The following is a 14770-nucleotide window of genomic DNA, read 5'->3' as shown; positions in this document are numbered from 1 at the left end:
GCGCTATTGCGCGGCGACGACCTGGTTGCGCCCGCCGTTCTTGGCCTCGTAAAGCGCGCCATCCGCGCGCGTCAACCACTGCGATAGCGTTTCGCCCGCGTGATAGGCGGCCACGCCGACGCTGACGGTGACGGGAATCGGTTGCCCCTCGTAGATCAGCGGTTGTTCGGCCACGGCGCTGCGAATGCGCTCGGCCACCACCATGCCTTGCTCCAGTGAACTCTCGGACAGGCAGGCCACCAGTTCCTCGCCGCCGTAGCGGCCCACGCAGTCGGAATCACGGCAGTGCGCCTGCATGATCTGGCTGACGTGGCGGATCACCGCGTCGCCGGCGAGATGGCCGTGCGTGTCGTTGATGCGCTTGAAGCGGTCCAGGTCCAGCAGGGCGATGCAGGCATGGCCGTCGCTGCTCTGTGCACGCATTTCCTCGACCAGTTCCAGCAGGCGGCGACGGTTGCATGCCCCGGTGAGTGCATCGGTGTTGGCGAGTTCGTCCAGCCGCTTGTTGGCGACGACGAGATCGCGCGTACGCAGGTCGATCTGGTGCTGCAGTTGCTTGGCCTGGCGCCGCAGGTACATCGTGCGCAGCTGGATGATGCCGAAGATCGCCGCCAGTATCAGGATGCCGGCCGCGACCATGGCGGCCACGGTTTCGTACCAGCGCGGCTCGGCGCTCACGTCGATGGTCGATTCGATCTGGCGCAGCTGCATGCCGTGCGTTTGCGCGCGCAGGCGCAGCTTGTAGTCGCCGTGCGGGAGGTTGGTGTAGATGGCGGTCGGCAGGCCGCCGCGCGGCACCTCGATCCAGCCCTCGTCGAAGCCTTCCATGCGATAGCTGTAGCTGGTTTCGTTGGGTGCCTCGTAGTCGAGCAGGGCGAAGTCCACGCGCAGGCTGCGGTTGCGTGAGTTGATCTTCAGCGATTCGCCGGCGCGCGGCAGCTGGCCGTAGGGCAGCGGCACGCCATTGACGGCGGCAAAGGTGATGGCGAGCGGCGCGTCGGGCTGATCGGGCGGCTGCCATTCCGGACGCACCACGGTGAGGCCGCCCAGTCCGCCGAACAGCAGCTCGCCTCCCGGTGCGCGCGCCGCGGCCGCGTAGATGTAGCTGGAAATGCGCAAGCCATCGCGCACGCCGAGGTTGTGCACGGCATGCGTGTTGGCGTCGATCATCGAGAGGCCGTTGGGCAGGCTGACCCACGGATTGCCCAGGTCGTCCGGCTGCACCGCATTGATGTTGTCGCTGGGCAGTCCGTTGGCCGTGCCGATGGTGGCGAAGCGATACGGCTCGCCGGCACTTCGTGGTTGCAGCATGGCCACGCCGCCGTAAGTGCCGATCCACAGCGTGCCCTGCGCATCCATGGCAATCGAGCTGGCCAGGTTGTTCGGCAGGCTGGTGTTGTCGCCGGGGCGATTGAGCAGGTTCTCAAAGCCCTTGTTCTGCATCGCGCTGGTGGCGATGCTGATGCCGCGTCCGGTCACGTACCAGAGATCGGCGCCGATATGCGCAATGCGCCGCACCGTGTCGCTGGCCAGGCTGGTGGGATCGTTGGCGTCGTGGCTGAAATGCGAAAGCGCGCGTGTTTTCGTGTCGTAGCGATAAACCCCATCGTAGGTGGCGATCAGCAGCCGCTGCCCGTCCGGCAGCAGATGCAGCACCGGCTTGTCGTCCAGTTCCGGAATCGCCGAATCGAGAATGGCGAAGGTGTTGGGGTCCACGCTTGCCACGCCCTGCGTGCCGACCCAGATGGTGCCGTCGGGCATTTCGGCGAAGGCCTGCACATCGCGCCGCGTCTGCACGCCGCCCAGTTCGAGATGGCGAATGCTGGCCCCGGACAGATCGATCACGTCCACGCGTCCCGCGCTCATGCCCAGCCAGATGCGTTGATGGCTGTCGACGAAGATGCCGCGCACATTGGTGTTCGCCAGCGAGCGGTGATCGCTGTTCGATGGCAGCAGGGCGAACGCCTTGCGCGCGTTGGGGTCGTAGCGCGCCACGCCCAGATCGGTCGCCACCCACACGTTGCCCGTGCTGTCCTGAAGCAGTCCGCGCACGGAATCGCCGGGCAGCGACGAGGGCATGGCCGTGTCGTGGGCCACCGCATGCAGGGTGCCGCTGACCACGTCGTACGACAACACGCCGCCGCCATCGGTGCCCATCCAGATGGTGTCGCCGGCCAGCTCGGTGAAGGCGCGCACGGTGGCGCGGCGCGAACGGTCGCGCTGGTAACCGCTGAAGCCCGGGATGGCGTGCCAGTGGCCGGCCTCGTCGCGATACACCGCACCCGATTGCGTGCTTCCCACCCACAGGCGTCCCTGGCGATCTTCCAGCAGCGCCCAGATGCCGTCGTTGAGCACCACGTCGATGCCACTGCCATCAACCGGGCGCTCGGGGCGCGTGAAGTCGGTTTCACCCTTGCGGCGAACGAACAGGCCGCTGTTGTTGCCCACCCACAGGTTGCCGGCGCGATCCTGCAACACGCTGAAGCTGCGGGGGGACATGCCTTCGCTCAGCGCTATCGACTGGATGCGATTGCTGCGCAGGTCCAGGTAGTCGAGCCCGCGCTCCGTCACGATCCAGATGCCGCGATTGCCATCGGCGGCCAACGCGTAGATCTTCCGATCGCTGGTGCCGCCCTTGCCCACGGGGTAGGTGCGAAACGTGTTGTTGAGCGGATTGAACCGGCTGAGGCCGCCGGCGTTGGTGCCCACCAGCAGGCTGCCGTCGGGCAGGGTGAGCAGGCAGCGGACGTAGGCGTCCGGAATATCGGTCTTGCTGCCGCTGTTGCCGGTGAACACCTGCATGCGGTAACCGTCGTAGCGCACCAGGCCCGAGAGCGTGCCGATCCAGATGAGGCCGCGCGTGTCCTGTTCGACGGTGGTGGTGATCGAATGCGGAAGACCGTCGGCCACGCCCAGGCGATCGAACCAGGGGATGTCGAACGGCGCCCAGGGGTCGCTGTCGCGGGCCGTGCCCAGCGCCGGGAGGATGAGCAGGCAGAGCAGGGCAAATACGCGCCAGCCAAAGTGGCGCCGCGATGCACCGGCGACAGGCCGTGACACATTCCCCCAGACGTCCCGCTTGCTTGCTCGTCCTGGCCCTTGCGCCACGTGCCGACTCCGTCCTGCCGTAGGGGCACCATGATAGCCATGCGGGCGGCCGTCGTAGCGATGGGGGTTGCGTATTTTCGGCATGGTGCAGGCGTCGGGTGTCACAAAGCCGCGGTCGCCCCTCGATGAAATTGTCTAACAGCGGCTACCCCGTCTAGCATGCCGGCCATGCCATCGTCCTCCGTGCCACTGCTCAAGCGCCTGCGCCGCCATCGCGGCCTGTGGGTGTTGGTGGTGGCCGTGCTGCTGATCAAGCTGGTCAGCGGCTCCATATGCCTGGCCGATGGCGGCGCGCTGGACGGCTATGCCGGCCGTGCTTCCGTGGCCGCGACGATGACCGTGGACGCTACGCCGCAATCCCCGGCTGGCGATGGGGATTGCCTGCTGGGCGAGGGCGGCTCCTGCCATTGCGCCTGCCCGCATGCGGCCACCTTGCCGACCTCGGTGGTGCTGGCGGTCGGTACGCCGGACGCGCCCTTGCTCGTTTCCTCCGTCGATGCCGGTCGCGTGCCGGCCGTTACGGCATCCCTGTTGCGTCCACCCATCGCCTGACAACGAACGCCTTGCCGCGCCCCTGAGGGCGCGTTCGTCGTGATCGTTGTCCAGGAGATGGTTCCATGTCCGTTTTACGTGCGGCCCTTATCGGGGCTGCCTGTGTGTTTCATGTCGCCCGCGCCATGGCTTTGCCGGGCGAGGCAGAAGCGGCGCCCGTCGCCGCGCCCCCCATCCGAAGTGCCGTGCAGCGCGTATGGGAGGCGAGCCCCGAGGTTCAGGCCGCTCGCGCCGACGTTGATGCGGCCCGTGCGCGGGTGCGCGCGGCGGCGCAGCCCGTGTACAACCCGTCGCTGTCGCTCGATGCCGAGAATGCCGACGTCGATCGTCGTACCGCCTCGCTATCGCTACCGCTTGACATGTCCGGCAAGCGACGCGCACGCACCTCCCTGGCCGAGGCCGAGCAACGCAGTCGTGAGGCGTCGTACGAACTGCAGCGCCGCGATGTCGCCTCGCGCTGGTTGAAGGCCTGGTCGTCGGCTGCGCTCGCTGCGCGTCAGCGCGAACTTGGCGAGCATCGCGTGACCTTGATGCGTCGCTTCGATGCGCTTGCCGCCGAACGCCTGGCCGTGGGCGATATCAGCAGCCCGGAGCGCGACCTTGCGGCACTGGCCCTGGGCGAATCGCAGATCCAGCAGGCCTCGTTGGCGGGAGGCGAAGCTGCGGCACGCGCTGCGCTCGAGGCAGTCGCTGGCGATGAGGCGGCCATGCCGCCATTGCCAGCGGGACTTCCGCCTGCATCGACCGGCATCGTGCCGGTGGCGCTCGATGATCGGCCCGAACTGCTCAAGGTGCGCGCCGATGAGTCGGCCGCACAGGCGGGCATCGACGTGGCGCGACGGGCACGCTTGCACGATCCCACCGTGAGCTTGACCGGCGGCCGCGTGAACACGGGCGTCAGGACCGATCAGGTGATTGGCCTCAGCGTGTCTATTCCGTTGCCCGTGCTCAACAATGGCCGTGCGGAAATCGATGCGGCGCTCGCCGAGGCGGGCGCGGCTTCTGCCATGGTGCGTGCCCGGCAGCAAGTGACTCGCGCTTCCCTGCGCGAGGCGCAATCGCGTTACGACGCGTTGCTCGCGGCGGGGCAGGCGTTTCGTGCCGGCCGCGCGGCGGCTTTCGACGATCGCACCGCCTTGCTCGAAAAACTCTGGCGCGCCGGCGAAATCAGCACGTCCGATTATCTCGTGCAGCTCAAGCAGAGCCTCGACACGGCGCTTTCCGCCCTCGCGCTCGAAAGCCAGGCCTGGCAGGCCTGGTTCGACTATCTCGCCGCCGCCGGTCGCCTCACCGACTGGCTGGATGGCCGCACCCAGGAAGCTTCCCCATGACCATGTTTCTTCAGCGCGCCGCTTGCGCGCTCGTGTTGTCGTTTGCGGTCAGCGCCGCCTTCGCTCAGCAGACGGCCAATCCCCTGGCGCTCGATGCGCGCGCCATGCAGGACGCAGGCATCGTCGTTTCCAAACTCGCTACGCGCGAACTCGCCGAGGAAATCAAGGCGCCCGGTGAAGTGAAAGTGGATGCCTATTCCACCGTGCTGGTGTCGCCGCGCATCGAATCGATGGTGTTGTCGCGCCAGGTAAAACTTGGCGACGTGGTAAAGGCTGGGCAGCCACTGGTGACGCTGTCGAGCGTGCAGGTGGCCGAAACGCAAGGCGCGCTCATCGTGGCCGAACAGGAATGGCGACGCGTTGCCGCGCTGGGATCGCAGGCCGTGTCCGGTCGCCGCTATACCGAGGTGCAGGTGCAGCGCGACCAGGCGCGCGCACGCTTGCGCGCCTATGGCTTGTCGGACGCGCAGATACAAGGCGTATTGCGAGCCGGCTCCGCGCGCGCTGATGGGAGTTACGCACTGCTCGCGCCCACCGATGGACGCATCACCAGCGACGCGTTCCTGGTCGGCGAACGCGTCGATGCGGGACGCACCTTGTTCACGCTGGTGAAGGAGGATTCGGTGTGGGTCGAGGCGCGGATGCCGCCGTCCGACGCCGAGCGCGTGATGCCCGGCGCGGCCGCGCGCGTGCTCATCCACGAGCAGAGTCTGCCCGGCAAGGTCGTTCAACGTTCGCATCAGACCGATGAAAAAACGCGCACCGTCGCCGTACGCATGGCCGTGGACAACACGCGCGACCTGCTGCATCCCGGCGAACTGGTCGATGCGCGCATCACCGTGGGCGGGCGCAGCGCGCTTGCCGTGCCTGCGGAAGCGGTCGTGTTGTTGCAGAACCAGTCCACGGTATTCGTTGCCATGGGCAACGGGACATTCGAGCCGGTGGCCGTGCAGGTCGGCGAAACTCGTGACGGTTGGGTCGAAATACGCCAGGGCCTGAAGCCTGGCGCGTCGTATGTCAGCAAGGGCGCGTTCGCGCTCAAGGCGCGCCTGCTGCGCTCGCAACTGGGAGAAGACTGATGCTTGCGCGTCTCGTCGAACTCTCGTTGCGCTACAAGCTGCTGGTGTTGATCGCCTTCGTGGTGATTGGCGCGCTCGGCGTTCAGGCAGCACGCAACCTGCCCATCGATGCCTTCCCCGATGTCACGCCCGTGCAGGTCAATGTGTATACCGAGGCGCCGGGGCTGGCGGCCGAGGACGTGGAGTCCTTGCTCACCACGCCGGTGGAATCCGCGCTCGCCGGCCTGCCGAAGGTGGAGGAGGTGCGTTCGGTCAGCCTATTTGGCTTGTCCTATGTCTCGGTGTATTTCAGCGACGACATGGACATCTACTTCGCGCGCCAGCTCGTCAACGAACGATTGCAGCAGGTGGGCGACCGTTTGCCCGAAGGCTACGGCAAGCCGGAAATGGGGCCGAACACCTCGGGCCTTGGCCAGGTGTTCTGGTACACCGTGGAGCGCGCCGATGACACGCTGAAAGACTCGCCCAGCGACAGCGACCTGCGCACGCTGCAGGACTGGACCATCCGCCTGATGCTGCGCACCGCGCCCGGCGTCGACGACGTCACCTCGTGGGGCGGGCAGGAGAAGCAGTACCAGGTGCGCCTCGATCCGATGAAGCTCATCGCGCACGGCCTGGGTTTCAAGGACGTGATCCAGGCATTGCAGGCGAACAATGCGCAGGTCGGCGGCAACTTCATCGACGTCGGACGCGAGCAATACCTCGTGCGCGGCCTGGGCCTGGTGCAGGGCGCGCGCGACATCGGGCAGATCGTGCTGAAGTCCGAAGACGGCACGCCGGTCTACGTGCGCGACGTGGCCGCGGTGGAAGAAGCAGGCGCGCCGCGTACCGGCGCCGTCACGCGCGATGGCAAGGAAGTGGTGATGGGGCAGGCGTTGTCGCGCATCGGCGAGAACGCCAAGAGCGTGGTGGATGCCGTGAAAGGAAAGCTGGCGACGGTGCAGCAGGCCTTGCCCGATGGCGTGACGATCAAGCCCGTCTACGAGCGCACCGACCTGGTGAACAAGGCGATGGGCACGGCGGTGCGCGCCCTGGTGGAGGGTTCGATTCTCGTGGCGATCGTGCTGTTCCTGTTCCTTGGCGAGTTGCGCAGCGCGCTGGTGGTGGTCGTCACGCTGCCGCTGGCCATGCTGATCGCCTTCATCTGCATGGAGCAGGCGGGTTTGTCGGCCAACCTGATGTCGCTGGCGGGGCTGGCCATCGGCATCGGCATGATGGTCGATGGCGCCGTGGTGATGGTGGAGAACGCCTTCCGCCTCATGGCCGAACGCAAGGCACACGGGTTGCCGGTGGATCGCACCGCTGCCGTGCTTGCGGCGGCGAAGGAAGTGGCGAGCCCCATCGCGTTCGCCATCGCCATCATCATCGTGGTGTTCCTGCCGTTGTTCAGCCTGCAAGGCTTGGAAGGCAAGATGTTCAAGCCGATGGCGTTCAACATCAGCTTCGCCATGGCCGGCTCGTTGCTGCTCGCGTTGACTCTGGTGCCCGTGCTCGCAGCCATTGCACTGAAGCCCAAAGATGAGCGCGACACGCGCCTGGTGGCCTTCCTGAAGAAGCGCTACGGCGTCGTGCTCGCCTGGGCATTGCGGCGTCGTCGCTGGGTGCTGGGCATGGCGGGCGGTGCGCTGCTGGGCAGCCTTGCGCTGTTCCCGTTCCTCGGCAAGGAGTTCATGCCGAACCTGAAAGAGGGCGCGATCATGTGGCGCATCACCTCGATTCCGTCGGCGTCGCTGGAGGAATCCATCGAGGTGTCGCGCCAGGTGGCTGCACGCGTCAAGGCATCGTTTCCCGAGGTGGAGACCACGCTGGCAATGATCGGCCGTGCGGAGAAGGGCGAAACGGCCGACGTGAACTACATGGAGGTGTACACGCCGCTCAAGCCGCGCGAGCAGTGGCGCAAGGGCCAGACATTGGAAAGCATCGAGGCGGACATGCAGCGCGAGCTATCCGAGGCGTTGCCCACGGCCGTGGTGAGCTACACGCAGCCGATCCAGATGCGCATTGAAGAGTTGATCTCCGGTGTGCGCGCCACGCTCGCCTTGAAACTCTACGGCGACGACCTGGGCGAACTGGATCGCCTCAGCGCTCGCATCAAGGGCGTGCTCGGCGAAGTGCCCGGCGTGGCGGATCTTGCGCTGGAACCCAATATGGGCAAGCCGCAGATACGCGTGCGCGTGGATCGCGACGCGCTCGCGCGCTACGGCCTCAACGCGGACGACGTGCTCGCGGTGGTGCGCAACGGCATCGGGGGCGACGCGGTGAGCACGCTGATCGATGGCGTGAAGCGTTTCGACATCGCCGTGCGACTGGACGACAGCGACAAGCGCTCCCTGCAGGCTATCCAGCGCATTCCGATCCAGGCGCCGGGCGGTGCCATCGTGCAACTCTCGCAAGTGGCCGACGTCAGTGAGGCGGAGGGTTATTCGTTTATCCGGCGCGAGCAGCTGCAACGTTACGCGGTGATCCAGATGGATGTGCGCGGCCGTGACATCGACGGCTTCGTGCAGGAAGCGAGCGCGGCCATCGCGCAGAAAATAAAACTTCCGACGGGCTACTACATCGAATGGGGCGGCGCATTCGAGAACCAGCAACGCGCCTTGAAACGGTTGGCGTTGATCGTGCCCGCCACGATCTTCTTCATCTTCATCCTGCTCTACACCGCGTTCAATTCGATGAAGTATGCGGCGCTCATCCTCGCCAACGTGCCGTTCGCCACCATCGGCGGCATCGTGGCGCTGGCGGTGACCGGGCAATACCTGTCGGTGCCATCGGCCATCGGTTTCATTGCCGTGTTCGGCGTGGCGATGTTGAACGGCATCGTGCTGGTGAGTTTCCTCAACGAGCAGCGCGCCAAAGGCATGGGCGTGCGCGAAGCCGTGGTTCGCGGCACGGCGTTGCGGTTGAGACCGGTGCTGATGACGGCCAGCGTGGCGATACTCGGCTTGGTGCCCATGCTGCTTTCCAGCGGTGTGGGTGCGGAAACGCAGCGGCCGTTGGCGACGGTGGTGGTGGGTGGGTTGATCACCTCCACGCTGCTCACGCTGTTGCTGTTGCCCGTACTTTACGACTGGATGGAGCAGCGGGCGGAAGCGCGCCGCTCGGAGGCTCGGTAGGAGTTCTCCGAACGCCGCGGCGGACACGGCGGTCTTCGGGCCGTCCGTGTCACACTGTTGCCATGACAACCCGGCACGGCTGGAGATGGATGGTCATGGTTTTTCTATGGATAGTGATTGGCGCAATCGTGGGTGGCCTGGCCACGGAAGGTGGCCTGGCCGGAATCGTTGGCGGCGCCGCCCTGGGGTTGCTCTGGGGCAGGCAGTCGGCGTTGTCCCGCGAGCTGAAGGATCTTCGTGCGCAACTGACGAAGACCGTACCGGCGCAACCCGCCGTTGTTGAACAGCCTTGGGTGGGCGCTAACGAAGCGCGAGAGGCTTTGCAGGAGTCTCCGCCGCCAGCCGCCGCGCCTGCGATGGCTACGCTGCCGCCCGTCGCAAAAGAGGCGGTCGCGCCGCCATCGCCCACGCGTTCCGAGCCCGCGGCGTGGCCTGCCTCCGAAACGGTGCCCCGCGCGCCAGCGGCTCCTTCGTTGGCCGATCGCCTGATCAAGCGCGTGTGGCACTGGTTCACCGAAGGCAACGTGCCGGTGAAGATCGGCATGCTGGTGTTGTTTGCCGGCGTGGCGGCCCTGCTCAAATACGCTTCCGATGCCGGCATGTTGCGCGTGCCGATCGGTTTGCGCGTGGCGCTGGTGGCGTTGGCGGCCATTGCCGGCCTGGCATTCGGCTGGCGCCAGCGCAACACGCAGCGCGTGTTCGCCTTGTCGCTGCAGGGCGGCGCCATCGGCGTGCTGGTGATGACCGTGTTCGCCGCGTTCCGTCTCTACGATCTGCTGCCCGCGGACGCGGCGTTCGCCCTGCTGGTGGTGTTGGTGGCCGGCGTCGGCGTGCTCGCGGTAATGCAGGATGCGCTGGCGCTGGCGGTGCTTGGCCTGCTAGCCGGTTTTGCCGCACCCATCCTGGTGTCCACCGGCAGCGGCAGCCACGTGGCGCTCTTCAGTTATTACGCCGTGTTGAATCTGGCCATTCTCGGCATCGCCTGGAAGCGTTCGTGGCGCGCGCTGAACCTGCTGGGCTTTATCGCGACGTTTGCGGTCGGCAGCGCGTGGGGCGTGCTTCGCTACGAGCCTGCGTTGTTCGCCAGCACCGAGCCATTCCTCGTGCTGAATTTCCTGTTCTACCTGGCCATTCCCTGGCTGCACGTGGTGCGTGCGCCGGTGGATCGGCGACTGGTGATCGACGGCTGCCTGATGTTCGGCAATCCGCTCATCAGCCTATTGCTGCAGGGCGCACTGCTGCACTGGGATGGCAAGGGCCTGGCCATCTCCACGCTGGTCGCGGCGGTGATTTATCTGGGTGTTGCCTACGTCTCTCGCCATCAGCCGGCCATGCGTCTGCTGCGCGATACCTGGGCCGTGCTCGCCGTGGCGCTGGCGACGCTTACGGTGCCGTTGGCGTTGCGTGCGGATGTGACCGGCAGCATCTTTGCGCTGGAAGGCGCGGGCCTGATCTGGCTGGGTTTGCGCCAACAGCGTTGGCTGGCGACGTGGAGCGGCGTGGCGTTGCAGCTCTTTGCGGGTTGTGCGTTGCTGATCGACCAATCCATGCACGGCACGTATGGCGCATGGCCCGTGCTCAACCGCGAATGCATCAGCGCATTGATGATCGTGATCGCCGGCTTGGCGAGCAGCGGCCTGTTCTCGCACTGGAGCGCGGGGCGCGTGCTGTATCGCGTGTTCTCGGTCGTGCTGTTTGGCTGGGCGATGCTGTGGTGGCTGGCGGCCAGCGCGCAGGAGATCGCGCATTTCGTGCCGTATGTGAGCCGGTTCGCGGCGTGGCTGGCGTGGCTTGCATTCACCGCGTGGGGCGTGGCGGAAGCGGCCCGTTACCGTTCGTCCCCCGAGCTTGGCGCGGCGCTGGTGTGGACGCCCGTGGCATGCATGGCGCTCATGCTTGCGTGGGTCCTGTTGGCCGGTGGCTATCACCGACAGCCATGGCAGGGATGGAATTTGTTTGCCGTGCTGTTCGCGGCCGGGCTTGGTTGGCGCACGCTGCTGAATGTTCGCGACGCGTCGTGGGCTGGCGCAACGGCGCACTGGCTATGGTTGTGGCGATGGATCTTGCTGGCCGCGGTGGGCGTGGCCGTGTCGCTCGACCGGCTGCGCTGGTTGTCCGATAGCTGGGTTGTGTTGCTGAGCTTTGCGCCGTTGCTGATCGCGTTTGCGGTTGCGCACGCGCGGCCTCGTCTTTTCGCTGCACCGATGGAACAGGCCATGTCCCTGTGGCTGGCGCCGCTGAAGTATTCGCTGCTCGCGGTGCTTGGGCTGGTTGGCGTTGCCGCCTTGTTTCATGCCGGTGATGCCGCGCCGTTGCGCTACGTGCCGCTGATCAATCCGCTGGAACTGCTGCTGTTGCTGATCGCCATGGCCTCTGTTGCCTGGCTGAGCGAACCCTCATTGCCCGCGATAGTTCAGCGAAGTCGTGGCCCCATGCTCGGCGGCATCGTGCTAGCGCTGGCCACCAGTTTCACCTTGCGCGCGGTCCATCAGCTGGGTGGCGTGTCGTGGGGTTGGGATCTTGCCGATTCCAGCCTCGCGCAGATGTCGCTTACCGTGGTGTGGAGCGTACTGGGCCTGTTTGCCTGGGTGTGGGGATCGCGGCATGGGCATCGCCTGTTCTGGCTGGCGGGCGCGATCCTCATGGGCGTGGTGTTGGCCAAGCTGATTCTGGTCGACCGTCGCCAGTTGGGCAACCTGTTCGGCATTGGTTCGTTCATCGCCTTTGGCTTGTTGTGCAGTGTCATTGGATACCTGGCGCCGGCTCCGCCGCGCCGTTCATCGTCTATGGAGGAGACCGGGCATGCGCCTTGATGTTCGCTGGATTGCGCTCGCCTTGATGTTGCCTGCGGCTGCGGCCCAGGCCGACAGCAACGCGGATTACGCGTACGCGTTTGCACTCGATGCGAAAACGTCCGATGAGGCTTATCGGGTGGTGTTGACGCCGGAGGTGTACGCCTCGGTCAACCCGAGTGCAGAGTTGCGCGACCTGATCGTGGTCAATGCGCTGGGTAGGCCCGTGCCGTTCGCGCCGCTGCCGCCGTCGCCGCCGGTCAGCCACGACTTCGAGACGATGGTGCGCCTGCTGCCCTTGCCGGTGCCGGCCGCGTCGGCCGATAGCGTGAAGGTGGAGCGCAATACGGCAGGCGGCATCGTCATCAGCCAGACCGATCACGGCCCCGCCGTGCAACGCCCGGATGCGTGGCTGATCGATGCAGGCCGTGAGATGGGGATGGATCGGCTTGCGCTCGATCCATCGTCGCTGACGCAGGATTTCCAGGTGCATGTGGTGGTGGAGGGCAGCAACGATCTGCGGCAGTGGAACCTGCTCGCTTCGGACCTCAGCCTCACCCGCGTGCACGGCGAACAGGACGAAGTCGAACAGTTGAACGCCGATATCTCCAGCAGCGATGCGTACCGCTATTTCCGCGTGCGTCTCACCGATGGCGACGTCGACTGGAGTGCGGGTCACGCACCTACTGCGAAGCTCTCCGGCAGCTACACCGATGCCGCCGCCGAACACGCCTCGCAGTTGCAGTGGTTGGCGGCCACGAAAAGCGGGCAGGCGAACGGCGATGTCGACTACGACTTGCCGGCGGCCTTGCCGGTGGAGTCGGTGACTGTTGCGTTGCCTGCCGGCAACAACGCGGCGCGCGTGCATGTGCTGGCGCAGGATGCGGCGGCATCGCCATGGATGGAGGTCGCCGCGCTCGACCTGGTGCGCACGGGCGGCAAGAACGGCGAGGCCACCGCGGCCTTCGACATTCGCAACGTGAAACATCTTCGTGTGCACAGCGATACGCCGCTCGCGGACGCACCCACGTTGCGCGTGGGCTGGGTGCCGCCGCAGTTTGTCTTTCTTTCCGAAGGCAGCGCGCCTTATCGATTGCTGGCCGGCAGCTACGCAGCGCGACGCGGCGACTATCCAGTGGACGAAGCGCTGAGCCGCTTGCGCAGCGAACATGGCGAGCCATGGCTGCCGCCCTTGGCGGCGTTGGGTCCGCGCACGGATGAGGCTGGCCCTTCGGCACTGGCCGCGCCCAAAGTGCCCTACGACTGGACCAAGCCCTTGCTGTGGGCGGTGCTGGCGCTGGGCGCACTGGTGGTGGGCGGCATGGCCTTCAGCCTGCTGCGGCAAGGGCGCGAGGGCGAACCGAAGCCCTGACGATGGTGGACATGGGCGCCTCCACCGGCCCGATGTCCTATCATGCCCGGCATGTCACGCAGCGATATGTTCGACGCGCCGGGCCTGTTCGCGGAGCCCGACGATCTCAAGCCCCTGGCCGAGCGCATGCGGCCGCGTACCCTGGATGAAATCGTGGGCCAGCAGCGCGTGCTGGCTCCCGGCAAGGCCCTGCGCCGTGCGCTGGAAGCCGGGCGGGTGCATTCCATGATCCTGTGGGGGCCGCCCGGTTGCGGCAAGACCACGCTGGCCTTGCTGGTGGCGCGCTATGCGGACGCGGATTTCCGCGCCATTTCGGCCGTGATGTCGGGCCTGCCCGATGTGCGCAAGGCGCTGGCCGAAGCCGAAGTGAATTTTGCGCAGGGTCGCCGCACCGTGTTGTTCGTGGACGAGGTGCATCGCTTCAACAAGGCGCAGCAGGATGCCTTCCTGCCGCATATCGAACGTGGCGTGATCATCTTCGTGGGCGCCACCACGGAAAACCCTTCGTTCGAACTCAACTCCGCCTTGCTCTCGCGTTGCCGCGTGCACGTGCTGGAAGCGGTCACGGTGGACGACATCGTGATGGCGCTCAAGCGCGCGCTGGAAGACAACGAGCGCGGCCTGGGCAGCATGCAGCTGGACGTGGCCGACGAATCGCTCAGGCTCATCGCCCAGGCGGCCGATGGCGACGTGCGCCGCGCGCTCACGCTGCTGGAAATCGCCTCCGAACTGGCCGAAGACCATCGCATCGACGAGGCCACGCTCACCCAGGTGCTGGCCGATCGCACGCGCCGCTTCGACAAGGGCGGCGAACAGTTCTACGACCAGATCTCGGCGTTGCACAAATCGGTGCGCTCGTCCGATCCGGATGCCGCCGTGTACTGGCTCACGCGCATGCTCGACGGTGGCGTCGATCCGCTCTACCTCGCGCGACGCATGACGCGCATGGCCGTGGAAGACGTGGGCCTCGCCGAACCGCGCGCCTGGCGCATGGCGCTGGATGCGTGGGATACCTACGAACGCCTCGGCAGTCCCGAGGGTGAACTCGGCCTGGCGCAGCTCGCCATCTGGCTGGCCATCGCGCCCAAGAGCAACGCGGCCTACAAGGCGTACAACGCGGCGCGCGCCGTGGTGCAACAGACCGGCACGCTCGAGGTGCCGATGCATCTACGCAACGCGCCCACCAAGCTCATGAAGGGGCTGGGTTACGGGCAGGGCTATCAGTACGACCACGACAGCGAAGGCGGCGTGGCGCTGGATCAGCAATGCCTGCCTGATGCGCTGGATGGCACGGTGTTCTACGAACCGGTCGAGCGCGGCCTGGAACTGAAGCTGCGCGAGAAACTGCTGAGCCTGCGCGAGGCGCGGCGCAAGGCGCGCGGCGAGTGATCGCGTGGTCGTACCCAACTGCTTCGTGAGGTGA

General features: G+C 66.3%; 8 protein-coding genes. 7 read left to right on the top strand and 1 reads right to left on the bottom strand.

Going from position 1 to position 14770, the window contains the following annotated elements; translation table 11 throughout:
- Positions 1-3: 3 nt before the first annotated feature.
- Positions 4-3060 (bottom strand): ligand-binding sensor domain-containing diguanylate cyclase, encoded by a 3057-nt coding sequence (locus ABIC75_RS02540; RefSeq protein WP_354012294.1) that lies wholly within the window; start codon positions 3058-3060, stop codon positions 4-6.
- A gap of 216 nt (positions 3061-3276) precedes the next feature.
- On the opposite strand from ABIC75_RS02540, the gene ABIC75_RS02535 reads away from it, so the two are divergent.
- The 7 genes from ABIC75_RS02535 to ABIC75_RS02505 all read left to right on the top strand — a co-directional run bounded on the left by ABIC75_RS02535 (position 3277) and on the right by ABIC75_RS02505 (position 14736).
- A complete protein-coding gene (locus ABIC75_RS02535; RefSeq protein ID WP_354012293.1) occupies positions 3277-3660 on the top strand; it encodes a hypothetical protein in 384 nt (127 codons plus the stop codon).
- Between the two features lie 125 nt (positions 3661-3785).
- Positions 3786-4991: a TolC family protein gene (locus ABIC75_RS02530; protein ID WP_354013051.1), complete on the top strand. Its 1206-nt coding sequence runs from the start codon at positions 3786-3788 to the stop codon at positions 4989-4991.
- Complete coding sequence (locus tag ABIC75_RS02525; RefSeq protein ID WP_354012292.1) at positions 4988-6070, top strand: efflux RND transporter periplasmic adaptor subunit; 1083 nt, start codon at positions 4988-4990, stop codon at positions 6068-6070. The genes ABIC75_RS02530 and ABIC75_RS02525 overlap by 4 nt, the downstream gene beginning before the upstream one ends.
- Positions 6070-9183 carry an efflux RND transporter permease subunit gene (locus ABIC75_RS02520; RefSeq protein WP_354012291.1) on the top strand — a complete coding sequence of 1038 codons (3114 nt, stop codon included), beginning with the start codon at positions 6070-6072 and terminating at the stop codon, positions 9181-9183. The genes ABIC75_RS02525 and ABIC75_RS02520 overlap by 1 nt, the downstream gene beginning before the upstream one ends.
- A gap of 95 nt (positions 9184-9278) precedes the next feature.
- Positions 9279-11996 carry a DUF2339 domain-containing protein gene (locus tag ABIC75_RS02515; protein WP_354012290.1) on the top strand — a complete coding sequence of 906 codons (2718 nt, stop codon included), beginning with the start codon at positions 9279-9281 and terminating at the stop codon, positions 11994-11996.
- Positions 11986-13347, top strand: coding sequence for a DUF3999 family protein (locus ABIC75_RS02510; protein ID WP_354012289.1), 1362 nt, complete (start codon positions 11986-11988; stop codon positions 13345-13347). Before ABIC75_RS02515 ends, ABIC75_RS02510 begins: the two co-directional genes overlap by 11 nt.
- A gap of 51 nt (positions 13348-13398) precedes the next feature.
- On the top strand, positions 13399-14736 hold the full coding sequence (locus tag ABIC75_RS02505) for a replication-associated recombination protein A (RefSeq protein ID WP_354012288.1): 1338 nt from the start codon (positions 13399-13401) through the stop codon (positions 14734-14736).
- The last annotated feature ends 34 nt before the right edge of the window (positions 14737-14770 follow it).

The organism is Dyella japonica, from assembly GCF_040545895.1.
Taxonomy (GTDB): Bacteria; Pseudomonadota; Gammaproteobacteria; order Xanthomonadales; family Rhodanobacteraceae; genus Dyella; species Dyella japonica_D.
The sequence above is the reverse complement of the archived record's forward strand: the minus strand, read 5'-3'. Positions and strand labels throughout refer to the sequence as shown.